Raw genomic sequence first — 23009 nt, 5'->3', positions numbered from 1 at the left:
TCGGCCTCCTACCGGCGTCCGTAGGTCATCAGCGAGCTGCGGGAGCCGCTCGCGATCTGGCGGGCGCGGTGCACCAGCTCCGCGCCGTAGATGCGCTCGGCAGCGGGACGCCCCATGGCGTCCACGGCCGTCATGACGAGGTCCGTCTCGCCTGCCATGAACTGGCCCCAGGCGTCCGCGCGCAGCTGCGCGAGCTCCTGCTCGCTCAGCTCCGCCTCGAGGGCCTGGTCGTCGGCGACGTCGTCCTGGTCCTGGTGGCGGCCGCCGTTCGCCGCCTCCCTGACCTTGGCGAACGCGGCCTCCACCTCCTGCTGAACCGCGCGACTGGAAGGGGCGTCCCAGTCGCCCTCGTAGCGCTCGGTGCGGGCGCGGACCTGCTGGATGCGGTGGCGGCGGGCGGCTTCCTGGGCACCGCGCCACTGCTCGATCGCGTCGGCCCGCTTCTCCGGGGTGTCCAGGACCGTCTCCGCACCGGCCAGCAGCACGGCGAGCAGGCCGGAGCCCCGGCGGACCCTCGCCGCCTCGCCGCGGAAGTGCAGCCAGGCGCGGACGTCGGTCACGGTCCATCCGGCATCAGCGACGTTCCGGGCCACCCAGGCGAGCCGGGGCACCGAGCAGCCGCGCAGCCAGTCCAGCTCCTGGGTGAGCTCCCGGGCCAGCTGGAAGCGGCGCCCGACGACGTTCAGCTTCCGGCGACCGCCGGCCTTCGCCTTGGATTCCTTCGGGGTGGGGGACTTGCTGACCCCGCTTGCGAGCTTGCTCTCAGGGGGGAAGGAAGTACCACCCGCAGAAGAGACAGTTGAGGTACCGACCTGCATTGGGGTGCAACGGACCTCATCCGAAACAGCCGTCACAACCCCCTGCTCAGCACCCCTCACCGAGGCCTTCGCCTGGGCCTTCGACGACGTCTTCGAGCGCGGCTTGCGCACCTTCCGGGCCGCCTTCTTCGCCAGCTTCGCCATCAGCTCCCGGCCGGCCTCCGCGATCCCGGACACCGCCCGCATGTACGCCGGAGCGTCCTCATCGCGCTGCACCGTGCGGATCCCCAGCGCGGCGTCGAACTCCACCGGGATCATCCGCGCGAACTCGCTGGCCTGCGCCGGACCGCCGGACACCCGGGTGCCCTTGACGATGTAGGCGAGCAGCCCGGCCTCCCGCAGGATCTGCAGGTGGTTCTGTACCGACCGCTCCGCCAGGCCGGTGCGGCGCATCAGGTACTCGATGCCCGGACGGCACGGGAACAGCTGCGCGAGCTCCTGGGCGACGCGCACCGTCGTCGGCCCGAACGAGCGCGGCCCGTGCGACCGGTGCCGCCGCGGCTTGTAGAGCCCGGACCCAGCGACCCAGTGGACCGCCCGCATCCAGGAGTAACCGTCGCCCGCGATCCGGCCCGACGACGTCGACAGCCACTGCGATGCCTCCGGCACGAACAGCACCGGCAGCATGGCGACTGCGCCGGCGTCGTCGACGGCCGGGCGCGGAGCGGGCACCATCACGACGGCCGACGCCGCCACGGCGCTCACCGGACCGCCCGGACGGACGAGATAGAGATCATTTCGGCAGCCTTGCGCAGGCAGCCTGTGGACAGAGTCCGCGAAGTGGCGAGATCGCTGATCCCTCCCGCCCGGCGGGCAGGAACTTCGGAGCGCGTCCCGCCCCACGGGACGGAGCCCCGGAGCATCGCGGCGGCCGGTGCCGCCGGGAGGACAGGGGTCCCCCTCTCGGTATAGGTGCGTCGGACCGGGGGGCGTGTGACGCTCCGCCCCCCTGAATCTTCGTGATTAATGCCGTGAACAGGGCAAACAGGGTGTGCGAATCCCGTCACGCGGGAAACGCCGAGGGCTCGAACCAGGCTGAATCGGACATGGTCGAGCTGACAGGGGACACCGATCTCGTGCACTATGGCGGGGACACCAACCTTCATATGGATCGCCCCGACCGCGACTAGGCCCCTGCCAAGGGACCTGACCACGGCCAAGCGCTCTGTACGGATAGGGCCCCGAGCCCGACGGCCTGCCAAAGCCGCCGGATCCCGGGGTGACGCTGCGGCACTGCATGGCCCCCTGCCAAAGGGGCCCCGCCGTGCCGGGGGTGGCCCGCTGCCAAGCGGACCGGGTGTTGCTGGACCCGCTTGCCAAAGCGGGGTTTTGCGAGAAGAAACAGCTCGATGAGCTGGAGCCCAGAGCCGGGGCCAACCGGGATCTGAGCGCCGACCTGGACTGTGTTTCCGGTCGGGACACGGGCCGCGCGAGGCCACTGTGGATGCCACTCCACAGTCGGCGCGCGCGGCCGATGGCCGCTAGGTCATGGCCGACCCCCTCGAATGCGAGAGCGGAGTCGGCGCATACCCAAAGGCGAGTCCGATGGTGTGATCGCAGAAGAGGAACGGCGCAGATACGCGTGCAGTTCCTCCGACGCGGGTACTCTTCATCCCGCGATCACCTCCCATCAGGTGTCGCCAAAACGAGGCTTCGCCCCGTTCGAGAGCCCTGGGACCCTGCACGGTCCTGGGGCTCTCGTCGTTTTCGATCTCCCACAGCCTAGCCCTACAACCCGACACAACCGTCGGACGAATTCGCGCAACGTTCGACGTGCCCAGAATGCCGAACTCACCAGCTGGGAAGGTCAGCTGTCGCACAGACACCTCCCGGCTTCCTTCCAGGTGGGGCATTCCTGCTCCACCCGCTCATACACCCGCGGAGGCACATCCGGCATCCACACGGACCGCTCCTCAATGGAGGCATAGTCAGATCGCAATTCGTGCACCGGCTGCCGACGTCCGGTGCGCTCGCCTTCCTCCACCTGCGCGACTTTCACAAAGGGGCTTACGCCCGCGACCGGATCCGGGCCGAGGTCGAACCACTCGCCGTGGCGGCGCTTATCGGCGAACCGGCGGTGAAGTTCGGCCTCGACGATGGTGCCGCCCTCGAAGACCGCGAGCAGCTGTAGAGGCACAGGTGAACCTGTCTGCAGGTGGCGGAGACGCCGCTCCGGGTTATCAGTCCAGCCGATCTTTACGAGTGAAGAGTCGGGTGAGCCGATCAGATAGACCCGGTCTTTGCGAGTCACTGGCCACCTCGCAGTTCGCGAAGGTGAGCGACGAACGCCTGGGCCTCGGAGGCGTGGGCGTAGTGGGACTGCAGGGCCTGCCCGAGGTCGGCGGCCACCATCGCGAGCGACGGCAAGGACTTCCGGTCGCCGGCGAGTGCTTTCTCCCCGTATGCGAGGGCGGTGTCGAGATCGCCCTCGCGGGCCGCGACGACACCGAGGGTGACCCGGGCTTCCGCGTTCCGCATGGGCGAGCGCTCCGTGCCGTCGAAGTCCGTCCCGGCCCGGATCACCTGGTTCGCCAGCTGCTCCGCGAGGCGGTTCTCCCCCACCCGGCGCAGCGCGTCCATCCGGTAGAAGTCGTACTTGCCCGGGTCGACCACGAAGTGGTCCTCGATGTTCTCCGGGTAAGGCAGGCGCTCCAGGAGCTGACGCCCCTTGTCCAGCGCCACCTCGGTCTGCGACCGATCCCCCAGCCGCGCCCACGCCTTGGCCTGCTGCGCATAGAGCTGCGCGGCCACGCTCTCATTCGGCGCCACGGCGATGCCGGCCTCCGCGGCCGCGATGACACCGCGGTAGTCGCCCCGGGTCAGGGAGAACCAGGCGCGCATCTCGTGCGCCCAGCCCTGCACGCTCAGATCGCCCGACTCCTGACCGAGCATCAGCGCGGCCCGCCGGGTCGCCTCCGCGTCGCGCGGGCGCCCGGAGTCGTACTCGACACAGCCCACCAGGAGCGACAGCTTCCCGGCCAGCGCGATGATCTCACGGTGCTGTGCCAGGCTCACCCGCTGGTGCTGGAGGCCGACGACCCGAGCCAGCCACGCCTTGCCCTCAACGAGCAGCTGGTCGGCGGGCATGTACGCGTACTCGCAGCACAGCCGGTCCGCCGTGATCCGCAGCGCGTCCAGCGTCGCGACATCGACGTCCGACGCACGCAGCCGCGCGATGATGTCCACGGTGTCCATGCCGCTGACCTGCAAAATCTCGGCGCGTCCGTCACGGCGGGACCTCTCAGGGAAGAACGCGCCAGTCGTCGTGCCGAAGGTCTGAGCGATGGCCGACCGGTACTTCGTCGGCTGAGCCTCGCCCGCCTCCCACCGCTTCCACTGCCGGAGCAAGTCCTGCTCGCTCACGACCTGGTCGTTCGGGAGCCGGACCATCAGCGCGCGTACCGCGTCGGTCTGCGACCAGTCCCGAGCAGCGCGCTCCTCCACCATCCGGCGAGCCCAGTCAGGACGCTCGTCAACCATCGCGATCCCCTTCCCCGTACGGTCCAGCGGCGCAGCCTGCGCCCCGACAGGGTGATGCCCGCGGAGCGGAAGCCGGCCCTCCTGCGGCCGAGCATGGCACGGCCCCTTGATCGCGCGGAGGTGACAAGTGGCGGTGACATTCCGAATGTCACCACGTGCTGTCACTTTCCGCGGTCGCACGACCCGAGCACGGTCATGGTCAACAGGTGCCGGGTGCTGCGCGTGGGAGGTAGAAGTCAATGGGGGCCGCCATCCGAGGAAGGACGTGCACGGCGGAGTTCCGCCAGGACTTGCTCCGGATGACCGTCATACACGATATGAGGCTCTTCATCGGTGGGCGCAGAGAAGCGGCCCGCATGGCGAAGCAGATCTTCCTCGCTGAACTCGATGCTGTTGGCGTCGACCAGGGACTGCTCGTTGCGCGCCCTGATCCGACTCCAGCGCACCTCATGCGGCACCGGCAAGTAGATCAGGACAGGTGCGCCGCCGGCCTCCATCGCCGTCGCTGCCCAATGCGCCCGCTCTTCATGAGTCCAGAGGCCATGGTCGAGTACGACGTCGTGTCCGGCCTCGAGCAGCTCCCGGAGCTCAAGGGCGATGTCTTTGAGTACCGGGGCCTCCCTGACCTTGAACTGGCCGCGAGGAAAGTCCCTGCCGTAGTGACCGTAGCGGCGAAACATCTCCTCGTCAGGGCACAGGCGCCGGAAGCCGGCCTCTTCCAGGGCGCGGGCGAGGGTGGTCTTGCCGGAACCCTGGAGACCGGCCATAAGGATCGCGCGAGGCGCTGGGCCCGGTCGGCCGGACAAAGCGGCGGAGATACGAGTGATCTCGAATCGTCCTTCCAGTGTGAGGGTGTCGGTGTGCTCGGCCTGGCGGAGCTGGCTAAAGCGGGTTTCGAGGCAGGAGACGAGCGTGTCGTCGAGGACTGCAAAGTTCTGCGTCGTCATCGCAGCACCTCTGACGTCGTGCGACGGGTGCGGCCCGGGGCACCCAAGTCCACGCCGTACTCCAGCAGCTCGCCGTCGGCGTCCAGGAAGCGCGCGGTCAGCACAAGGATTGCCGCGACGGTGTCGGCCTCCAACTCCAGGAGCTCGAGGTCGCGCCTCGTCGCAATGCGAGCCGTCTCCTCATCCACGCGCTTCACTACGTGCCGCCCGGTTGCCCGAGCGATCAAGTCGAGTGACAGCCCGCCCTTGAGTCGCTCACTCCGAGCCAACTCGGGGACGGCCTGGGCGAACTCCGCCGGGATCCAGGACGTGGAGTGGGAGACGATCCCATGACCGTCCCTGTAGACCCGACTACGACGAATCACGTCGTCACCAGGCGCAATGCCCAGAACGATAGCGACGTCTTCGGGAGCCTCGACTATGCCGGCGGTGTGGCCGGAGGATTTCTCGCCGACGCCCCACGACGACTGCGTCTTGCTGCTGCGGTCGTGGCGCTCCGCGCCGGAGGACAGGGAGATGGGCCGTGCCATCACCTCGGTGCCGACGCCGGGGATGCCCCGCACGAGCTTCTCTTCGCGCAGCAGTCGCATCGCCCGGTCTGCGGTGGCTGTGCTGACTTCCCACTCGGTCGCCAGCGCCTTGATGCTGGGCAAAAGGTCGCCGGGCGAGAGCTCCCCAGAGCTGATCAGGTCGCGGTAGTGGCCTGCGATACGCGCGTACGGCGGCCGATTGTCGGCTCGGGGTGGCCCTGCCATGTGCCTTCGCCTCCTTCAAATTCCCTCTAGGTGCCTCACTATACCGCTTGACACCTGAGGGTACCTGATGCAACCTGATGTATGTAAGGCGTCGGTGATCCTCCGGGAGCACCGAGTGAGCAATACCGCTAGACCGCAGTAGTCGTCCGCCCTCCGGGGCGGCCGGAGTGGTCCTCAGCTTGCTGCAGGACGCGAGAGCACCATCGAACTCCTCCGGAGCCTGACGGCCGCGACGACTGTGTGCACGTCGCAGCGCTGTGCGCTGTCTGTCCTGCGGGACGCCGGCCTTGTGCCGTGCGGCTCGGAGGGCGGAGAGAGCATCGCGACGCTTCCCCTGCCTCTTCGTTCGTGAGGAGTTCAGATGTCTGCTTCGACTCTTGAGCGCACCGCCCGTCCCCGCCGGAGCCGGACCCGCTCCCGCACCGTCAACGGTCGCCCGGCGCTGGCCCTCTCCACCCTCGGGCCCCACCAGTACGACCTGCATCCCGCCTGCGCGTCGCTGGTCTGCCCCGACTGCAAGACGTGGGTGCCGATCACCGGCCTCCAGACCAAGCAGCCCAAGGTCGTGCCGCACGACGCCGGCCGCGCGGGCAAGGACCCGGCCGTTCGCTGCCGCCTGGGCAGCAACCGCCTGGTCACGGTCGACGTCACGGTCAAGAAGTGGCAGGAGCGCCTGGAGGACGGCCACGCGGAAACCGCCAGCCGCCGCCGGACCACCGTGCGGCGCAAGCCCAAGGTCGCAGCCACGCCGGCCGTGGCTCACATGGTGGTCCAGGACCTGGACGCCAAGGGCGCGCTCCGGCTGGTCCGGGCCCACGCCGAGCAGTGCACGGTGTGCCAGGAGTCCGGCCACGCTCACTGTGCTGAGGGCAGCCCACTCGCCCGTCTCTACCTCTACAAGCTGCGCAACGCGCCCGTCGCCGCTGCGGCCCGAAAGGAAGAGGAGGAGTCGGGCGATGGCCGGACCCTCTGGCTGCTCCGGGAAATGAAGTGGGCGTCGACCGAGTCGGCCGTCCACGAGGCCGACACCCGGCGCGCGCAGCTGCCCGACGGTGACGCGCCGCTCGGCGCGCCGCCGGTGCCGCTCAAGACGCTCCACCCCAAGCGCCCCGCGCGCTGACCCGCTCCTGGACGAACGACCACGGCCCCGGCCACCCCATAGAGGGGAGGCCGGGGCCGTGGCTGCTCGTACAAGCAGTCAGCTCCCCAACTGGGGAGTGATCGCGACAGCCCTTGGGATTGCGGCCCGTGGGGCTGTCCAGGACCTGACTCGGAGGACCTGATGCAGCACAGCATGACACGCACGGCGGCGCAGCCGCGGGCCGGGATCATCGACGAAATCGAGCGTGAGGACGACTCCAAGGGCTACGAGCCCGAGGAGGCCGTCCGCGTCGACGTCGCCCTGGTCCTCGTTCCCAGCGTCGCGTCGGTGTCGGCCGGTTGGGAGGTGGCGGCGTGATCACCAGCCTGACCGACGCCGAGCGGGAGGCGCTCTCGCAGAAGAACAGGGAGCAGAACCAGCGGTCGGAGAGGCACCAGAAGTGAGCGCCCGCCCGACAGACGACCTGTTCGTCCGCTACATGAAGGCGTTCGAGGACTCCGCCAAGCACACCGCCGACTGCCCGGCATGCCAGGGCGAGACGCCGTGTGCGGAAGGAGCGCCGATCCACGAGCGGTTCGCCCGTCTCCAGGACGCCTACACCGCACGCCAGAAGCAGCGCTGATCCCCCGGCCCTGCCCGTCGTCCCCGCGCCTTCCCGGCCGGGGCCGGCGGAGAGCGCCGGGAGCTACCCCGCTCTGGCCATCCGGCCGACGACACAGAACAGCCCCGGGGCTCGCCTCCCCGGGGCTGCTTCGTACAACCGGACCTTCTGGGAGGCCCTGATGAACCGCTCCATCGTACGCACCAACTACTACGGCGCCGTCACTCCGGCCGTCGTCGAGCGCCCCCGTGCCGCCTGCGCCGACGAGGACCCCGAGCTGTTCTTCCCGATCGGCGACAGCGGCCCGGCCCTGCTCCAGGAGGAAGAGGCCAAAGCCGTGTGCCGTCGCTGCCCGCTGATCGAGAGCTGCCTGCAGGGCGCGCTGGACCGAGGCGAGAGCGCCGGCGTGTGGGGCGGGCTGTCGGAGAAGGAGCGTCGCTCGCTCAAGCGCCGCGCCGCCCGTCGCCGCTCCGCCTGATCCGTTCTGGCGGCTGCCTGATCCGCCCGCACCGCCTCTGGCTGGTGCGGGCGGTGAAGGGGAGCCGGACAGCCCGGCCGCATCCCACACCAGCGAAGGGCGCCCAGTATGCGCGGAACCCGCATCACGCTCACCACCGATGTCGACGCGCTCGGAACCCGGCACCGCGCCGGGGACCAGGGCACCGTCGAAGAGGTCCACACGGACGGACACCTGACTGTCCTCATGGACGACGGCCGCCGCAGCTTCCCCACCCAAGACGAGGTGACCTCCGAACAGCCGTGACCGGTCTGCCGGTTGCCTGATCCGCCCGCACCGACGCCGGTCCCCCGGCGGCCGGTGGCGGGCGGTGACGGGGAGCCGGAAAGCCCGGCGCCAGTCGAAGGAGGCCCCGATGGCCACGACGATCACCCTGCTCCAGCCCGGCACGGAAGCCGCCGCCCAGGCCGCCGCGTTCGCGATCTTCGGCAGCGACCTTCCCCCGATCGAGCCGGAGGAATACGGCGGCAGCTGGCGCACCACCCTCCACGTCATCGCGGAGGAATGGGTCGGCGAGGGCCGCGTCGAGCGGCACGCCGCCCGCACCGCGACCGCGATCAACGACCTGCTGCACACCGAGACCCTGTACGGCGAGGGCTCGCCCGAGGCCCGCGCCGCCGGCACCGCGCTCAAGCCGCTGATCGACAAGTGCCAGATCTACGGCATCACCACCGCCGACCTCCGCCGCCACGGCGCGCAGCTCCCCGAGAGCTGACGCCGGCTTCGTTCCCGCCCGGCGGGAGCCGACGGCAGTTTCGAGCCCGCCCCGCAGCACGCCGCCAGACCGGCCGCCCGCCTCCCGGGCCGGCGGCTCTTTCGTGTGCTCGGAGCGGGTAGAGCCGGTGTCCGCTTTGCGAGCAACCATCCCCACGGACCGCGGTTTCGGGGACGCACGGCTCGCGTTTCGGGAGCACCGACCGCTGTTTCGCCCCCGCCCTGACCGGCCCCTCCCGGAGGACCCCATGACGATCACCGAGACGCCGCAGAACGCGGTACCCGACACCCCCGTTTCGCTCCCACCGGACACCGCTTCGAGCACACCCGCGATGACTTCGGGAGCACCGTGGAGCGTTTCGCAGACGCCGAAGCGGAAGACGATCAAGCCGGGTCGCGACAGGCTGATGACCGCCTTGTCGATCGCCGCCGCGGTCGGCGGGACGCTGGTCGGGGTCATCGGCTTCGCGATGTCCTACAGCACCCTGGCCACGGTGGCTCTGAGCTGGGGATTCAGCCCGGACCTGGCCCCGTGGTTCCCGGTCGGCGTGGACGCGAGCATCATCGCGTTCCTCGCGCTGGACCTGTACCTGATCCGCAAGGACACGGCCTGGCCGCTGCTCCGGCTGGCCGCGCACGCCATGACCGGCGCCACGATCTGGTTCAACGCCTCCTCGCAGGGCCAGATCGCGGCCGACCCGGTCAGGGCCGCCAGCCACGGCGTCATGCCGCTCCTCTTCGTGATCGGCGTCGAGGCCGCACGCAAGCTGTTCATCAAGAAAGCCCAGCTCGAAGCGGGTACGGCCACCGACCGGATCCCGCTGCACCGCTGGATCCTGGCCCCGGTCGCCACGCCCCGCTTCTACCGCCGGATGCGGCTGCACGGCATCACCTCCTACCCGGAGATGATCCGCCGGCAGCAGGAGCTCATTGCCTACGAGCAGTGGCTCAAGCGCAAGTACAACGGCGACCTGGGCAAGGCGAGCGACGACGAGAAGCTGCCGATGAGGATGGCGGCCTACGGTTACACCGTCTCCCAGGCCCTCGCGCTGCCGGAGCAGCAGGAACGCGAGGCCGAGGCAAGGGCGGAGGAGGCGGAGCGCCGGCGCCTGGACGCGGAGACGCGCCGGGAACTCGCGCAGAAGAAGGCCGAGGCCGACCGGCTGAAGGCCGAGGGCGAGCTGGAAACGGTCCGAGCCCAGGTGGAAGGCCAGACGGCCCAGGCCCGAGCCCACGCCCGAGCCCAGGCCAGCGCCGCCGAGCGGGCCGCGGAGCTGGAGGAGGCGGCGCTGGAGACGGCGCTGGTCGCCGAGGCCCGCGCCCGGGAGGCGGCGGCGAAGCGCAAGGAGGCCCAGGAGCGCGAGGCAAAGGCCGGCGCGGACCTCCGCGCAGCCGAGCTGGAGCGCCAGGCAGCCCAGAAGCGGAAGGAAGCGGCAGAGGCGGACAAGGTCGCCGCGGCGGAGGCTCAGGCGATCGAGACGGCCACCACCGCGGAGGCCCGGCGGCGTGCCGCCGAAGCCGACCGGGCTGCCGCCGAAGAGGAAGAGGCCACTGCCGAAGCCGCCCGCCGTGCCGCCGAAGCCGACCGGCTGAAGGCGGAGGAAGAGGAGCGCGCGGCCATCGCCCGCGCCAACACGCAGGCCGCCCGGGAGCGCGAGGCCGAAGCCGAGTACCGCGCCGCCGAAATGCGGCTCGCCGCCGCCGAAATCGAGCGGCGCGCGGTCGAAATCGAGGACGCCGCGAAGCTCACCCCGCGCGAGCGGGCGGTCCGCAAGGTCGCCCGGATGATCCTCGCCGCCGGCGGCGACGCCGATCAGGTGCTGCTCTCCGACATCCAGCGCGAGACGCAGGTGTCCTCCACCGACACCGCCTCGAAGTACCGCCAGGAGGCGGTCGACCTGCTCCGTCAGGGCTACCGCCCGGAGCAGTGACCTGCACAAACGAGCCGTTCGGCGGTTCCACCGGCCCCCGAGACGAAGACAGCGCCTCGGGAGCGCGGTGAAGGCGCCGAAACGCCACCGCAAAGCCTCCCAGATCGCCCCCGCCCCGAGAAGGAGAACCCACTCATGGATATCAACGCCCTGTTCACCGACGAGGGCCTGCGGGCCTTCACCGCCACCGTTCGTGACCAGCACGTTCGCGACGCCCAGCAGTACGGGCAGATCGCCGACATCGTGCGCCGGCGCCTGGAGCAGACGCCGATCGAGGGCGACCGCTGGATGTCCAAGAAGCTCCGCGCCTGGAAGGTGTCGCGGCAGCTCAAGGCCATGCAGAAGGCGTCCGGCGAGGCCGCGAGCAAGGCGGAGGCCCTGTACGCGACCTACGTCAACGAGGTCCTGGAACTCCCCCAGCGCAGGGCGGCCGCGGAGGCCAAGCGCCTGGAGCGCAAGAACAGCCGCCAGGCCGCCATCGGCGCGGCCGTCGCCAAGTCCCTGGACAAGACCGTGACCGCGCTCCACGCCCCCCAGGAGCAGGCCCCGGGCGCGGTCCCGCAGGCGCGGCCGGCGGAGTTCGTGACCCCGGACAACCCCTGGAACCAGTGGCCGATGGCGGCCGGCGGTGAGCAGGCCCCGACCCGCACGATCAACGACTACTTCGCGAAGGGAGAGCAGGGGTGACTACCCCTCGGCAGGTGCAAAACCGCTCGCGGTTCTGGAACGCGCGAGTCGCGGAGGCCACGAGCGAGCCGGAGCGGGCCGGGGTCTGGTACGACGCGTGCCGGACCCTGGCCCGCCAGGCCGAACGCGACGGCAAGCCGAACCTGTGGCCCGCGCTCACCAAGGTGCTGCACGACTTCTACAAGAACAACGGAGGGTGACGAAGTTCTTCTTCATCACCGCCTCCTCCTCGCCGCCCGGAGCACCCCAAGGCGCGCGCGTGTCGTGCGCGCGCGAGGGTGCCCAGGCGGTGACCGTCTGTCAACTCCGAGAGGGAGACGTCATGGCCGACGACGACGGCCCGAACAACCTGATCCACTTCCCCCGCGTGGGCTACACCGCCCCGGCCGAGCCCCCCGCGGAACCCCCTACTTCGGCCCCGGCCGACGTGCCGTTCGCCGCCCCCGCAGACGCCTCCCCGGCCACGCCCGAAGCGTTTGCACCCGCGACGCGAACCGACCCGATGGGCGTCATCGCGACCCTGCCCGAGCCTGGTCTCGGGGCCCCGTTCGCCGCCGACTCGGAGCCCGCCGCGGCGCCTGCGACGGCGGGCACGATGGTCCCGGCGACCTTCCGCTCGGAGGGCGCGCAGCCCGCCGCGCCGCGCCTGGGATCGCTGTCCCTGGCGGCGATCCTCGCGGTGTCCCTGGCGGCCATGCGCGGCATCCACTCCGCCGTCGCGGCGGGCCGGGCCAACCGGGAGCAGCGCGAAGCGGTCGCGAAGACCGCGAGCACCGCCAAGGACGGCCCCACCGGGGGCAGTTCGAAGAAGCAGGTGCAGCCCAGCCACGAGTACGGCCGCAAGACCCTCCAGCGGGGTCCTGGCGGTCTGGGAGGCCGCTCCGGCGGCTCGGGTCCGGGCAGGTCCGGGCGGGGCGGCAGCGGGCCGTACAGCGGCTCGGGAGGCCGGGGGCGCGGCGGGTCGACGACCCGCTCGCCCAGCGGTTCCGGCGGTGGTGGCGGTGGTGGCGGCGGGCGCGGACGTGGTCCGGGTACCGGCCCGGGCGGCGGCCGCACCACCTCGCCGAACAAGAACAGCTCCGGGGTCACCCCGCTCAAGCGCACCTCGCAGGGCGGCGGCGTGAACCTCAAGAAGAACCGCGGCCCCGGATCGTCCGGCGGCTCGGGAGGCTCCGGAGGCGGCAAGGGCCCGAACAACAGCGGTGGAGGCGGCAAGAAGAACCGCGGCCCCGGCAGCGGCGGCGGGTCCGGCTCCTCGGGGGGCGGCGGCTCCACCACGAACCGCAAGCGCGGGCCCGGCAGCACCGGGCCCGGGGCCGGCGGTTCGTCTGGCGGCCTGGGCAAGAAGCGCGGACCGGGCTCTGGGACGGGGACCGGCAAGGGCACGGGCCCCGGCACCAAGAGCCCCGGCAAGGGCACGGGTTCGGGCTGGAAGACCACGCCCGGCACGACCACCTCGAAGGGGCCCGGTACCGGCAAGGGAACAGGCACCGGTCCCAAGAGCGGCACGAAGAAGTCGCCGCGCGGCACGACGGGCCCGTCCGGGATCCTGCGCAAGAAGCCGGGCACCACCACCTCCGGCACCGGTCCGAAGACCATGCCGAAGGGGAAGGGCAGCAGCGGCGCGGGCACCACGGCCCCCGGCAGCAAGCGCGGCGGGAAGCAGGGCAAGACCCGCTCCGGCAAGGGCGGGACGGGCCCGGCCTCGGTGCCCAAGGCGCCGGGCGGGAAGTCCCGCAAGGGCAAGAAGCTCAAGCTCTCGTACGGCATCGCGCACGGCACGTTCGCGTCGTCGGTGAAGCAGGACTGCCGCTGCCGCAAGTGCCGGCGCTTCCGCAAGGAGTACAACCGCAAGGTCCTCGGGGCGATGAAGTCCGCGGCGAGGGGCCGGACCACCTTCGGAGAGGCCGTGTACGAGACCGCGAGCAAGCGGCTCAAGCGCCGCCGCAAGAAGATGGGCCCGCCGGTCGTCACGAAGGTCAAGGTCAGGAAGCCGAAGAAGAAGACCGGCCCGAAGACCCAGACCACCAAGCCCAGCGGCATCAAGCCCGCCGGTCCCGCCGCGAAGGCGCCGACCGGTCCGGCCGCGAAGGCCCCGGCCCGCCGCACGCCCTGGTCCACGGCCAAGGCGAGGGCCCGCAAGCGCGCCCGGATGCGCACCACCACGGTCCCCGCTCCCCGCCCGGTGCCGCCGACCGGCACGACCACACCGCCCCCGCCGCCGGGCCCGCCCGTTCCTCCGGCAGCTACACCGGCACCGGCCGCCACGGTCACCAAGGCCACCCCGCTCCCGGCACCACCGGGCGGCGGCACGGTGCCCGGCACCGGCACTGGCATGCCGCGCCTGTCGCCGTTCGAGGCGATGGGCATGGCGACGGCGGTGTCCGCTCCGGCTGGTCCGATCACGGTCGAGCGGGCCGACTCCCCCGGGTCCGGTCCGGCCACGTCCGGCGGGGGACTTCCCGCCGGCACCTCGAGCACGAGCACGAAGGAGAACAGCGTGAGTGACGCCTGGCTGACGAAGTGGGGCAGCGGCAGCGTCGCGGACATGGACGCCCAGCACGAGACCGAGGTCACCCTCGACGACACGCTCGACGTCCTGGAGGAGCTCACCGCGCAGTCGTTCAAGGCTCACGAGACCTGCCGCAAGCTCTCCGAGAAGGCGCGGCAGATCCGGCACGAGCTGGACGACCTCGCCGCCGACCTGCGCTCCACGCACAACGTCATCGGCCGCCTGACCGGCGCCGCGATGGCCAAGCTCGCGGAGTCCATGGAGCTGCTGGCCCGCAAGGCCGACGAGATGTCCACCAAGTCCCTGACGGCGGCGGAGCTCTCCGAGAGCGCGGAGAACGCGATGTTCGACGCCTACCGGCCCCTCCAGCAGGCCACCGAGGACGCGGGCCTGGCCGTGCCCGCCGCCCGCATCCACAACGAGAACTGAGAGGAGATCACGTGAGCGACAACCTCCCCGCCATCCCGGGCATGAACAACGGCGTCGCCAGCACCGGCGGCGCCAGCAGCGGCAACGGCTTCCTCGCCCTGGCCGGCCGGACCGCCCAGCTCGCGGCCGCCGCCCTCTTCCTCAAGGAGGGCATGCACCTGCTCCGCTCCCACATGCAGGCCAACGCCAACGCGGCCAGGCGCCTGTCGGAGATGTGCGGCCAGGCCGAAGTCGAGCCCCGGTTCACCTCGATGATCGAGGACACCTCCGCCGCCCTGACCGGGGTCGCGGAGGCGTCCGGGGAGATGGTGAACGCCGCCGACGCCGTCGACACCGACGCCCGCGGCTTCAACAGCGCGCACGACCGGGAGTACCGCCCCGGCTACGAAGCCTCCAACGGCTCCGGCGTGCGGCAGGCCAAGCCCGGCTTCTACCGGCGCACCGGCCGCCGCAGCTAACGCACCCCACCCTCGCAGCAGCAGGGGCCGTTCCCGCGCCGGGAACGGCCCCTGCTGCCTCCTGCCCCTGAACGGAGGCTGTGTTGAGCACCATCGACCAGGCGGCGCCGGCCGCCGACACCACCAAGCGCGTCCCGGGCCACGTCATCTACCGGCGCGTCCTGGCCGAACGCACCTCCTACGCCCTTGCCGCGGCCGGGATGGCCGTCGGCCCGCAGCTGGACGACAGCGCCTGGTCCTACCTCGCCTCCGGCGGGATCGGCCTGGGCACGCTCGCCTGGCTGTACGCGAAGACCAAGGATGCCGACCAGGGCCTGAGCGCCCTCACCAGGGCACAGCGGGCGATCCCGTTCCTGACGGCCGCCGGCACCTACGTGGCGAACCTGATCACCCCCGGCTTCAACTGGTGGGAGGTCGTCGCCCCGGCCGCGTGGGCGTCCCTGATGGGCTGGATGGCGCCGCTCACCCGCAGCGCCGGCCTGGTCCTGGAGCTCACCGAGCACCAGGCGCAGCACGGCGCCGGTCCCGGGGAGCCGCTGACCTACACCGAGTTCCTCGCCGCGAAGTGGCAGCAGGCCACCGGCGACGGCACCCGGCTGGTGTCCATCCAGCCCTACCGCGCCGACCGGCCCGACTTCGAGGCCGTCGTCGTCGCCCAGGCCGGGAAGGCGGTGCCCACCTTCACAGAGGTGCAGCTGGCCGCCGCGTTCGACTTCCCGGTCGGCACCGTGAAGATCCGCCCGATCCAGGGCTCCGGGCCCGGCCGGATGCGGCTGGTCGCCCGCCCCACCACCGAGGACACCGAGGCCGCCGCCGAAGGCATCCGCGGCCTGTGGGAGTCGGCGGTCGCTGCCCCAGGCGGCGCCGCCCCCGGCGTCCACCTGATCGACTGGCGGTCCGAGCCGCACCGCATCGTCCTCCTGGTCGCTTCGCCCCCGGGCAAGGAGATCCGGCTGCCGCACACGGCGATCTGCTCCGCCTTCGGCATCGACGACCCCTCCCGCCTGGTCATCGAAACGGATGGCATCCGCCAGGGCGTCATCTCCGTCTACAAGACGAACCCGCTGATGAAGGTCCGCAAGGCCACCGTCGAAGACCTGACGATGGACTCCAAGGGCCGCGTCACCATCGGCGTCTGCCACGACGGCAAGCCCGCCCGGATGCGGCTGTGGGATCCCGGACAGGGCGCGCTGCGCGGCATCACCGCCGGCGTCACCGGCGCGGGCAAGTCCGTCCTGCAGAACCTGATCCTCGCCGCGGAGAAGCGCTCCGGCGTCGTCTCCTGGGTCGGCGACGTCCAGGGCGGCATGTCCCTCCCGGAGGCGGAAGGCCGGGTCGACTGGTTCGCCAAGGGCCCGGTGGAGACGCTCCTGATGCTCACGGCCGCGCACGCGGTCATGAAGTACCGCGAGCGGATCTCCAACGAGATGGGCCGCGGCGACTTCGCCCTCAACAAGCCGTGGCCGCTCATCAACATCACACTGGACGAGATCAACCGGCTGCTGTCCCACCCGGACGAAGCGATGCGCAAGGCCACCGCCTACCTCATCGCCGACATCCAGAAGACCGGCCGCAAGGTCGGCATCGGCATCCGGCTCGCCGTGCAGTCCCTGCACCTCAAGGACCTCGGCGACGACGACGCGATCCGCCAGCAGGGCAAGGTCGGCGCGCTGTTCCTCATGCGCACCGCATCCTCCTCCACCAAGGAGATGGGCCTGGACGGCATCGCCCCGGCCGGTTTCCAGATGGAGAACATCCCCGCCCGGATCTACGAGAACGGACAGATCGAGGCGCTGTTCTCCGGCAAGGACGACGAGGACGGCGAGTCCACCGCGGGCATGGCCTACATGTTCCTCGACGGCCGGGCGAAGTTCATGCGCACCTTCTTCGCGGAGAAGAAGGACGGGGTCTACCCCGACCTGATCGCCCTGTACGGCGAGGACCCGCCCACCGGGCTGACCGAGGGCGAGGCCAAGGCCGCGCAGGCCGGAGCCGCGATCTACGGCGTACGGCACACCAACCCGTACGCCGACTGCGACACCCTCGCCCAGGCGTTCTCCGACGCCCCCGGCAGCAAGCCGGCGGCCGGCACCCCGGCCCCGGCCACCGCTGCGGACACCGACGGCGACAGCGGCGAGGCACCCGCCCCGTTCGAGGCGCCGTTCGGCATCCCGTTCGGCGACAGCGGCCCCGACATCGGGGAGGAGCCCGGCCTCCAGGACCAGATCCTCGAACTGCTCGCCGACGGACCCAAGCAGCTCAAGGAGCTGCGCGCCGCGCTGCCCGGCTTCCAGCCCTCCAGCGTCAGCAACGCCTGCTCCCAGCTCAAGGCGAAGGGCCTGGCCATCTCGCGCAAGCGGGGCCTGTGGCAGCTCGCCGACAACTGACCCGCACCCACCACTCACTCACCGAAGGAACCGATACCCGTGGCCCTGTCGATCTCCCTGGTCCTCCTGCTCGGCATCATCGTCGTCATCCTGGTGCGCACCGGCTACCAGCGGATCATGCCGGGCATCGCCGTCTGCCTGTTCGGCTTCTTCCTCGCCAGCACCGGCATCGCCCCCACCATCACCAGCGCCGTGTCCTCCCTCACCGGTTGGATCAGCAGCTTCTGACCATCCCGATCCCGACCCGCCGAATGAGAAGGAGAACGACGATGAACCGCCCCCTGGTCCTGGTGGTCGACGCCGCCACCGACGTCCTCGCGGCCAGCCCCGAGGCCCGCGCCCTGGTCGACGAGCTGCTGCGCACCGGCCGCCGCAACGGCCTGGTGGTCCGCTCCCACAGCCGCCGGCCGCTGCAGTACCCCACGCCCGACGCCCTCGAGGCCGCCGCCGACCAGCAGTAGCCCCGCCCCGCTCCCCCGCCCCTGCGCCCTCCCCGCCACCACGCGGGGAGGGCGCCCGCGTCTGCCCCCGAAACGGAGATCACCATGGACTTCGACCACATCACCCGCCCGCTGTCCGACTCCGAGGCCAAGGCCGAAGCCGAGCGGATCATCGCCGAAGCGATGCGCCCCGAGCGCCACTTCCCGACGTCGTTCCGCGACGACACCCCGCTGCCCGCCTACGGCGACACCCCGCCCGAGAAGCAGGACGACAAGCGGATCGTCCCGGCCTGGGCGGCCGGGATCGCGGTCGCCTCCATCGGTGTCGGCGCCGGCATCACCGGCGTCGGCTGCGGAGCCTGGCTCGTGCTCCAGGGCCTGGCCTCCGTCACGCTCTACGGCGTCCTCATGGTCACCCTGCCGTTCGCAGGCGTCGCCATGGTCGCCACCGCGATCGGCGGCGCGTTCAGCAAGGCCCGCAAGTCCGTGCCGAAGACGGTCTACGAGGGCCCGGTCGTGCAGAACACACAGATCAACAACACCAGCAACCAGCGCGGGATGTTCTCCCGCACCCGCAACGACGTCCGCTGACCCGGGCGCCCTGCCTCGTATCCGAACACCTCGCCCGCGGGCCGGGGCTTCGGGTGCGGGACAGGCCGTCCGGCCTCACGGATCAGTCGTAGTCGATCCAGATACGGCCCTCGGTGTCGACCTCGGCACCCCGGATCTGGCCGTCGACGATCGCGCCGTTGATCGTCACCTCGACGTCGTAGTCCACGTCGATCCACAGCACGCCGTCGTCGTCGGTGAACGCGGGCCAGATCTGCCCGTCCGTGTCCACGACCTCTTCGAAGACGACTTCCTCCGGCTCATCGCGGGTGAACCACCCCATCGCAGCCGCCTCCCCTCTCTCCCGGGCCCGTCGCTCACAGCTTGGCCCACTCGCACGCTCCGTGAACACCACATCGACAACAAGGAGTTGCCCCGTGCAGTCCAACGACAACACCGGCCCCGGCCGCCAGGAGCTCGCCTACCTCCCCGTCCCGCTCCCGAAGACACCGGCCAAACCGCCGCGCCTCGCCGCACTGCGCGACTGGTGGAAGCGCGCCTGGGACATCGACGGCGTCCTGTACGACATGTGGGACGACGTCCTCAGCGCCCCCGACGACGGCCTGCGCCACATGGCGCCCTGGCTGCGCGCCGTCCTCATGGTCGCCGGGGTCTCCTTCGTCGTGCTGATGGCCGAGGCCGCCGGCGAAATCCTCCTCCAGGCCCTGCACCAGATCCTCACCGCCGCGCCCAAAGTGCAGGTCGGCATCGACACCTCCAACGGCGTCGCCGCCGTCGTCGACCAGCCGGTGCGCACCTACATCGCCCAGCACTCCGCCGGCCTCCCGGTCGCAGCCTCCACCGTCTACACGCTGTGGCTGCTCACCGGCATCACCGGCCTGGTCCTCGGCTTCCTCACCCGCAACAACGCAGTGCGCGCGATGTGGACGGCCTGGGGCGCAGCCACCGTGTTCATGGTCTGGACGGCCACCCCGGACACCAGCCGCCCCGTCGCCGCCGGCCTCGCCGCCCTCGCCTGGACGCTGCTGTCCGCGGTCGCCCTGCGCGGCCTGACCCTGCGCCGCCGCGTCATCGGACGCCCGGCCAAGGTCAGCGTCCGGCCCGAGATCCACGTCCCGGTGCCGTACCCGGTCCCGGCCGAGCCCGCCGCACAGCACCCGCACAGCAGCTGCCCCTTCCGGGACTGACTCCCGGTCGCTCCGCCTGGTCCTCGCCCACCCCGCTCCCGGGTGGGCGAGGGCTGGACAGGCCGACCGGCCGCCTCGCACCGCGCCCGCCGACGAACAGCCGACGGCGCGGTGCTTGCTGTCCACCGACATCAGGAGGAACCGCTCGTGCTCATCCCCCGCCCGCGCCGCCGGATCGGCCGGCCCCGCCCGCAGCGTCCCGGCACCCGTTACCCGCTGCCTCAGCGCCGGTTGCCCGGTACCTGGAGCAGGTGATGGCCGACCAGGACCAGGACCTGGTCGACGTCGACCCGTACGACCCCGGCGACGGCTCCTTACCAGTCTTCCGGTGGAAGCAGGCCGGGCACGCGAACCTCGCCACCCGCCGCCAGCTGCGGGAGATGGGACTGCGCCCCGGCGGCCAGGAGCCCGTCGCCCGAATCGAATGCCGCGGCGGCAAGCGCTTCGCGTGGCTGTACCGGATCGACCTGGCGAAGCCGAAGCGCCCGATGACCCTCGCGAAGGAGGCCGCGCTCGACAAGGCCATGGCCGCACGCCAAACGTGCGGCACCTGCCGTCGGCGCTACTTCCACTGCCTCCCGCTCAAGACCTTGGGGTCCTGCCTGGAGTGCTTCGACGGCACGCCCGCCGACCCCGCCTCCTACATCGCTCCCCCGGCCAAGCACCTGCTGGCCGCATGATCCGAGAGGACATCAGCCCATGAGCACCGCCACCCTCGCCGCCTTCACCGAGCCCGACCGCCCCAAGAACCTGCTGATCAGGTTCATCACCGTAGGCGGCTCGTACGTGGACGTCACCGGCCACGGCAAGCACTCGGACAAGAACCGCTGGAACTGCCACGGCTGCGGAGACTCCTCCGACCGGCCCGAGGAAGACTTCCTGTTCCGCATCCGGCCGGACGCCAACAGCCACGCCGCCAACTGCCGCGCCATCCCGCTGCGGCGACCGGCTGCCGTCTGCGCGCCGCCCTGCTGCTCGCCGCCGCCTTCCCGCTCGCCGCGGCGACGGCCGCCGTCGTGCTCAAGGCCGGCCACTGGCGGCTGTACGCCGACCGGCACCGCATCGAGCTGACGCCCCGGCCCCGCCGCTCCTGCCCCGACTGCCGGGGCGCGGGCGGCTGGTGGGTCGGCGGTGCGAACCCGGAGATGGAGGCGTGCGGCTGCTGGTCGGACCGGCGCGAGCTGCGCGTCCGGCTCCTGCCCGTCCCGGCCTGGCCGGACAACGAGCCCCCCCGTTCTGAACGACCCGACCCCGGCCACACCGGCCGGGGTCGGGACCGCCGGGTGGCCGCGCATCGGCAAAGGGCCGGCCACCCCGCTCCCTCACCCTCTTCGAGATCAGGAGACCTCCAGCATGCATCGTCCCGCCGTCTTCGCCGCCCTGCTCGGGCTGACCCGCGCCGCCAGCGCGGTCGGCGACTTCTGGGTCCAGAACGACTTCTGCGCCCGAGTGAAGGGTGCCTCCGACGACGCCCCGGTGACCTACGAGGACCCGGCCACCAAGGAGAAGACCACCCACGGCACCGCCGACGGCCGCAAGGCGTGCCTGCACCACTGCGTCACCTACACGGCCACGCAGGCGGTCGTCGCCGGACTCGGGGCCCGCGCGCTGGGCATCCGGGTCCACCCCGGCGCGGCCGCGGCCGCGCTCGCCCTGTCCTTCGGCACGCACTACATCGCGGACCGCCGGGTGCCGGGCCACGGGGTTCTGGAGAAGCTCGCCGACAAGACCGGCAAGACCAACTTCTACAAGCTGGCCTCGCACGGAATGAACGGCGCCTTCCACCTCGACAACTCCTGGCACCACGGCTGGGAGACCGTCGCCGCGCTCATTGCCACGGCCAAGGCCACCACCCGGTGACCGGCCAGCCCCGGACGCGACTGGAACGCGTACGCGCCTCGGTCGGGATCGCTTCGCTGGCCCTCCAGCAGATCGAGGACGACCTTCGCGCCGGCGACGTCGACCAAGAGGAGCTCGCCGCGATCCTGCGCGAGCTCATCGAGGACACCGACCCGCCCGGCGGGTTCATGGCGGCCGTCGCGCAGCTGCTCACCGCCGCCGCGCGTCGTGCCGAGCAGGTCGAGCCGGACCGCGACGGCGACGCCTCGTGTCCCCTGCACGAGGCCGCCGCCCTGATCACCGACAACGCCGGGCAGCGCCTGATCTGGGCTGCCCGCGCCCTTCACCCGCAGCAGGGAGGCATCTGATGGCGAGCGCGAAGGCGACGAACCCGCCCCGAGGGGAGTGCACGCAGTGCTGGTTCCACGCGTACGCCAGCCGCGAGGCCCACGCCGGGCTCGGTCCGCGTGAGGACTGCCCGCAGTGCGTGGACCACATGAAGAACGGCCACCCCGACCACATGATCGTCCGCTGACACCGCTGCGCGAAGCCCCCGCCCCTGCTCACCGCCCACGGCGGGCAGCGCCCCCATTCGGGCTGCCCGGCGCCCTCACCCGCAAGGAGATCTCGCATGACCGAGCTGATCTACCCGCAGATGCCCGAGCACAGCCTGGTGGTCCTGATCGGCCCGTCCGGCGCCGGGAAGTCCACGATCGCGCGCACCTGGCCCGCCTCCCAGGTCCTGTCCCTGGACGCGCTGCGCGAGGTCGTCAGCGACGACGCGGGCGACCAGGACGCGACCAGCGACGCGGTCGCCGCCCTGCACCTGCTCCTGGAGGCGAGGATGCGCCGCCGGCTGTTCACCGTCGTCGACGCGACCAACGTCACCAGGTCCGCCAGGGAGCCGCTGATCGCCGCCGCCAAGCGGCACGACATGCTGCCCATCGCGGTCATGGTCGCCACCCCCAGCAGCGTCTGCATCGAGCGGCAGGGGCCGCGGCCGGCCAACCGCACGGTGCCCAAGGACGTGGTCGCCAAGCAGCACCAGGCCATGGTCGCCTCGCACCGGACCCTCAAGACCGAAGGGTTCTCCGAGGTCGTCTTCTCCGACAGCCTCTACCGGCTGCTGCCGTTCCTGGAGCGCCTGAGCGAGACCCGGCAGGCCGACCTCGGCCTGGACGGCAGTGCCGGCCTCGGTGACCTGAACCTTGTATCCCGGGTGTTCGGCGAGGAGATCCTGCCGCTGTGGCAGTGGAAGCCCGGCTCGAACGTGGCCGACGGCGACCGTGTCGCGGAGATCCGCCTCGGTCAGCAGTACCTCACCCTCGCCCTGCGCACCGACGTCGACGGCGAGGGCGACGTCGGGTTCGACGTGCTGGTGCCGTGCCCGCACGACGACGAATGCACCGGCCGGGCCTGGGTGCCCGCCTACAGCGTCACCTGCCTCTTCCGCGCGCTCAACGGCGACCTGGACGACGACGAGGACATCGTCTGCACCGCCCACGGCCCGAACAACGGCGACGACCAGGACGACGACCTCGAGGCGCAGGACCTCGAAGTGATCCACGGCTGACGGACCTCCGTGCCGCCCCGACCCCGCCACAGCGCCGGGGCCGGGGCGGTCGCGGTGGTCCC

Annotated in this window: 28 protein-coding genes and 1 pseudogene; 23 read left to right on the top strand and 6 right to left on the bottom strand. The window is 71.4% G+C overall.

Annotated elements, in window-relative coordinates; translation table 11 throughout:
• Nucleotides 1-8: 8 nt before the first annotated feature.
• The 5 genes from AB0946_RS38055 to AB0946_RS38035 all read right to left on the bottom strand — a co-directional run bounded on the left by AB0946_RS38055 (nucleotide 9) and on the right by AB0946_RS38035 (nucleotide 6000).
• Nucleotides 9-1514, bottom strand: coding sequence for a helix-turn-helix domain-containing protein (locus AB0946_RS38055; protein ID WP_366765304.1), 1506 nt, complete (start codon nucleotides 1512-1514; stop codon nucleotides 9-11).
• A 1111-nt stretch (nucleotides 1515-2625) separates the two neighbouring features.
• A complete protein-coding gene (locus AB0946_RS38050; protein WP_366765303.1) occupies nucleotides 2626-3069 on the bottom strand; it encodes a GIY-YIG nuclease family protein in 444 nt (147 codons plus the stop codon).
• Nucleotides 3066-4298 carry an XRE family transcriptional regulator gene (locus AB0946_RS38045; RefSeq protein ID WP_366765302.1) on the bottom strand — a complete coding sequence of 411 codons (1233 nt, stop codon included), beginning with the start codon at nucleotides 4296-4298 and terminating at the stop codon, nucleotides 3066-3068. The genes AB0946_RS38050 and AB0946_RS38045 overlap by 4 nt, the downstream gene beginning before the upstream one ends.
• 236 nt (nucleotides 4299-4534) lie before the next feature.
• Entirely contained in the window at nucleotides 4535-5245 is a 711-nt protein-coding gene (locus AB0946_RS38040; protein WP_366765301.1) for an ATP-binding protein, read from the bottom strand.
• Complete coding sequence (locus tag AB0946_RS38035) at nucleotides 5242-6000, bottom strand: GntR family transcriptional regulator (RefSeq protein WP_366765300.1); 759 nt, start codon at nucleotides 5998-6000, stop codon at nucleotides 5242-5244. The genes AB0946_RS38040 and AB0946_RS38035 overlap by 4 nt, the downstream gene beginning before the upstream one ends.
• A gap of 361 nt (nucleotides 6001-6361) precedes the next feature.
• On the opposite strand from AB0946_RS38035, the gene AB0946_RS38030 reads away from it, so the two are divergent.
• The 15 genes from AB0946_RS38030 to AB0946_RS37960 all read left to right on the top strand — a co-directional run bounded on the left by AB0946_RS38030 (nucleotide 6362) and on the right by AB0946_RS37960 (nucleotide 18369).
• Complete coding sequence (locus AB0946_RS38030) at nucleotides 6362-7120, top strand: hypothetical protein (protein WP_366765299.1); 759 nt, start codon at nucleotides 6362-6364, stop codon at nucleotides 7118-7120.
• A gap of 162 nt (nucleotides 7121-7282) precedes the next feature.
• Nucleotides 7283-7459, top strand: coding sequence for a hypothetical protein (locus AB0946_RS38025; RefSeq protein WP_366765298.1), 177 nt, complete (start codon nucleotides 7283-7285; stop codon nucleotides 7457-7459).
• Nucleotides 7460-7541: 82 nt separating this feature from the next.
• A complete protein-coding gene (locus AB0946_RS38020; protein WP_366765297.1) occupies nucleotides 7542-7724 on the top strand; it encodes a hypothetical protein in 183 nt (60 codons plus the stop codon).
• A 160-nt stretch (nucleotides 7725-7884) separates the two neighbouring features.
• Nucleotides 7885-8181 carry a WhiB family transcriptional regulator gene (locus tag AB0946_RS38015; RefSeq protein WP_366765296.1) on the top strand — a complete coding sequence of 99 codons (297 nt, stop codon included), beginning with the start codon at nucleotides 7885-7887 and terminating at the stop codon, nucleotides 8179-8181.
• Nucleotides 8182-8289: 108 nt separating this feature from the next.
• Nucleotides 8290-8466 carry a hypothetical protein gene (locus AB0946_RS38010; protein WP_366765295.1) on the top strand — a complete coding sequence of 59 codons (177 nt, stop codon included), beginning with the start codon at nucleotides 8290-8292 and terminating at the stop codon, nucleotides 8464-8466.
• 109 nt (nucleotides 8467-8575) lie between these two features.
• Nucleotides 8576-8935 (top strand): hypothetical protein, encoded by a 360-nt coding sequence (locus AB0946_RS38005; RefSeq protein WP_366765294.1) that lies wholly within the window; start codon nucleotides 8576-8578, stop codon nucleotides 8933-8935.
• A 406-nt stretch (nucleotides 8936-9341) separates the two neighbouring features.
• Nucleotides 9342-10865, top strand: a complete 1524-nt coding sequence (locus AB0946_RS38000) for a DUF2637 domain-containing protein (protein ID WP_366765293.1) — start codon at nucleotides 9342-9344, stop codon at nucleotides 10863-10865.
• 135 nt (nucleotides 10866-11000) lie between these two features.
• Entirely contained in the window at nucleotides 11001-11552 is a 552-nt protein-coding gene (locus AB0946_RS37995; protein ID WP_366765292.1) for a hypothetical protein, read from the top strand.
• Nucleotides 11553-11566: 14 nt separating this feature from the next.
• Entirely contained in the window at nucleotides 11567-11752 is a 186-nt protein-coding gene (locus AB0946_RS37990; protein WP_366765291.1) for a hypothetical protein, read from the top strand.
• A gap of 122 nt (nucleotides 11753-11874) precedes the next feature.
• Complete coding sequence (locus AB0946_RS37985) at nucleotides 11875-14493, top strand: hypothetical protein (protein WP_366765290.1); 2619 nt, start codon at nucleotides 11875-11877, stop codon at nucleotides 14491-14493.
• An 11-nt stretch (nucleotides 14494-14504) separates the two neighbouring features.
• Complete coding sequence (locus AB0946_RS37980; RefSeq protein WP_366765289.1) at nucleotides 14505-14951, top strand: conjugal transfer protein TraB; 447 nt, start codon at nucleotides 14505-14507, stop codon at nucleotides 14949-14951.
• A gap of 83 nt (nucleotides 14952-15034) precedes the next feature.
• Entirely contained in the window at nucleotides 15035-17338 is a 2304-nt protein-coding gene (locus tag AB0946_RS37975; protein WP_366765288.1) for a hypothetical protein, read from the top strand.
• Nucleotides 17339-17377: 39 nt separating this feature from the next.
• Complete coding sequence (locus AB0946_RS37970) at nucleotides 17378-17566, top strand: hypothetical protein (RefSeq protein WP_029380917.1); 189 nt, start codon at nucleotides 17378-17380, stop codon at nucleotides 17564-17566.
• Nucleotides 17567-17607: 41 nt separating this feature from the next.
• Complete coding sequence (locus AB0946_RS37965) at nucleotides 17608-17799, top strand: hypothetical protein (RefSeq protein ID WP_366765287.1); 192 nt, start codon at nucleotides 17608-17610, stop codon at nucleotides 17797-17799.
• Between the two features lie 84 nt (nucleotides 17800-17883).
• Nucleotides 17884-18369, top strand: a complete 486-nt coding sequence (locus AB0946_RS37960) for a hypothetical protein (protein ID WP_366765286.1) — start codon at nucleotides 17884-17886, stop codon at nucleotides 18367-18369.
• An 82-nt stretch (nucleotides 18370-18451) separates the two neighbouring features.
• Here AB0946_RS37960 and AB0946_RS37955 read toward each other — a convergent pair whose 3' ends face one another.
• Nucleotides 18452-18670: a hypothetical protein gene (locus tag AB0946_RS37955; protein ID WP_366765285.1), complete on the bottom strand. Its 219-nt coding sequence runs from the start codon at nucleotides 18668-18670 to the stop codon at nucleotides 18452-18454.
• Nucleotides 18671-18764: 94 nt separating this feature from the next.
• Here AB0946_RS37955 and AB0946_RS37950 point away from each other — a divergent pair, with 94 nt between their 5' ends.
• The 8 genes and pseudogenes from AB0946_RS37950 to AB0946_RS37915 all read left to right on the top strand — a co-directional run bounded on the left by AB0946_RS37950 (nucleotide 18765) and on the right by AB0946_RS37915 (nucleotide 22947).
• A complete protein-coding gene (locus AB0946_RS37950; protein ID WP_366765284.1) occupies nucleotides 18765-19535 on the top strand; it encodes a hypothetical protein in 771 nt (256 codons plus the stop codon).
• A gap of 254 nt (nucleotides 19536-19789) precedes the next feature.
• Nucleotides 19790-20215, top strand: coding sequence for an RRQRL motif-containing zinc-binding protein (locus AB0946_RS37945; RefSeq protein ID WP_366765283.1), 426 nt, complete (start codon nucleotides 19790-19792; stop codon nucleotides 20213-20215).
• A gap of 19 nt (nucleotides 20216-20234) precedes the next feature.
• On the top strand, nucleotides 20235-20606 hold the full coding sequence (locus AB0946_RS37940) for a hypothetical protein (protein WP_366765282.1): 372 nt from the start codon (nucleotides 20235-20237) through the stop codon (nucleotides 20604-20606).
• Nucleotides 20492-20767: pseudogene (locus tag AB0946_RS37935) on the top strand (hypothetical protein); the annotation flags it as partial. The gene AB0946_RS37940 and the pseudogene AB0946_RS37935, both read left to right, overlap by 115 nt.
• 121 nt (nucleotides 20768-20888) lie before the next feature.
• Complete coding sequence (locus AB0946_RS37930; RefSeq protein ID WP_366765281.1) at nucleotides 20889-21395, top strand: hypothetical protein; 507 nt, start codon at nucleotides 20889-20891, stop codon at nucleotides 21393-21395.
• Nucleotides 21392-21742, top strand: a complete 351-nt coding sequence (locus tag AB0946_RS37925; RefSeq protein WP_366765280.1) for a hypothetical protein — start codon at nucleotides 21392-21394, stop codon at nucleotides 21740-21742. The genes AB0946_RS37930 and AB0946_RS37925 overlap by 4 nt, the downstream gene beginning before the upstream one ends.
• Nucleotides 21742-21909, top strand: a complete 168-nt coding sequence (locus tag AB0946_RS37920) for a pRL2-8 (RefSeq protein ID WP_311579286.1) — start codon at nucleotides 21742-21744, stop codon at nucleotides 21907-21909. The genes AB0946_RS37925 and AB0946_RS37920 overlap by 1 nt, the downstream gene beginning before the upstream one ends.
• 96 nt (nucleotides 21910-22005) lie before the next feature.
• Nucleotides 22006-22947: an ATP-binding protein gene (locus AB0946_RS37915; RefSeq protein WP_366765279.1), complete on the top strand. Its 942-nt coding sequence runs from the start codon at nucleotides 22006-22008 to the stop codon at nucleotides 22945-22947.
• The last annotated feature ends 62 nt before the right edge of the window (nucleotides 22948-23009 follow it).

Source organism: Streptomyces sp. NPDC046870 (assembly GCF_040704595.1).
GTDB lineage: Bacteria > Actinomycetota > Actinomycetes > Streptomycetales > Streptomycetaceae > Streptomyces > Streptomyces argyrophylli.
The sequence above is the reverse complement of the archived record's forward strand: the minus strand, read 5'-3'. Positions and strand labels throughout refer to the sequence as shown.

Bases quoted from the DNA above. Each gene is read 5' to 3' on its own strand.
- AB0946_RS38045 (WP_366765302.1), bottom strand. From the start codon at position 4,298: ATGGTTGACGAGCGTCCTGACTGGGCTCGCCGGATGGTGGAGGAGCGC.
- AB0946_RS38040 (WP_366765301.1), bottom strand. From the start codon at position 5,245: ATGACGACGCAGAACTTTGCAGTCCTCGACGACACGCTCGTCTCCTGC.
- AB0946_RS38035 (WP_366765300.1), bottom strand. From the start codon at position 6,000: ATGGCAGGGCCACCCCGAGCCGACAATCGGCCGCCGTACGCGCGTATC.
- AB0946_RS38030 (WP_366765299.1), top strand. From the start codon at position 6,362: ATGTCTGCTTCGACTCTTGAGCGCACCGCCCGTCCCCGCCGGAGCCGG.
- AB0946_RS38025 (WP_366765298.1), top strand. From the start codon at position 7,283: ATGCAGCACAGCATGACACGCACGGCGGCGCAGCCGCGGGCCGGGATC.
- AB0946_RS38015 (WP_366765296.1), top strand. From the start codon at position 7,885: ATGAACCGCTCCATCGTACGCACCAACTACTACGGCGCCGTCACTCCG.
- AB0946_RS38010 (WP_366765295.1), top strand. From the start codon at position 8,290: ATGCGCGGAACCCGCATCACGCTCACCACCGATGTCGACGCGCTCGGA.
- AB0946_RS38005 (WP_366765294.1), top strand. From the start codon at position 8,576: ATGGCCACGACGATCACCCTGCTCCAGCCCGGCACGGAAGCCGCCGCC.
- AB0946_RS38000 (WP_366765293.1), top strand. From the start codon at position 9,342: ATGACCGCCTTGTCGATCGCCGCCGCGGTCGGCGGGACGCTGGTCGGG.
- AB0946_RS37995 (WP_366765292.1), top strand. From the start codon at position 11,001: ATGGATATCAACGCCCTGTTCACCGACGAGGGCCTGCGGGCCTTCACC.
- AB0946_RS37985 (WP_366765290.1), top strand. From the start codon at position 11,875: ATGGCCGACGACGACGGCCCGAACAACCTGATCCACTTCCCCCGCGTG.
- AB0946_RS37965 (WP_366765287.1), top strand. From the start codon at position 17,608: ATGAACCGCCCCCTGGTCCTGGTGGTCGACGCCGCCACCGACGTCCTC.
- AB0946_RS37960 (WP_366765286.1), top strand. From the start codon at position 17,884: ATGGACTTCGACCACATCACCCGCCCGCTGTCCGACTCCGAGGCCAAG.
- AB0946_RS37955 (WP_366765285.1), bottom strand. From the start codon at position 18,670: ATGGGGTGGTTCACCCGCGATGAGCCGGAGGAAGTCGTCTTCGAAGAG.
- AB0946_RS37945 (WP_366765283.1), top strand. From the start codon at position 19,790: ATGGCCGACCAGGACCAGGACCTGGTCGACGTCGACCCGTACGACCCC.
- AB0946_RS37940 (WP_366765282.1), top strand. From the start codon at position 20,235: ATGAGCACCGCCACCCTCGCCGCCTTCACCGAGCCCGACCGCCCCAAG.
- AB0946_RS37930 (WP_366765281.1), top strand. From the start codon at position 20,889: ATGCATCGTCCCGCCGTCTTCGCCGCCCTGCTCGGGCTGACCCGCGCC.
- AB0946_RS37920 (WP_311579286.1), top strand. From the start codon at position 21,742: ATGGCGAGCGCGAAGGCGACGAACCCGCCCCGAGGGGAGTGCACGCAG.
- AB0946_RS37915 (WP_366765279.1), top strand. From the start codon at position 22,006: ATGACCGAGCTGATCTACCCGCAGATGCCCGAGCACAGCCTGGTGGTC.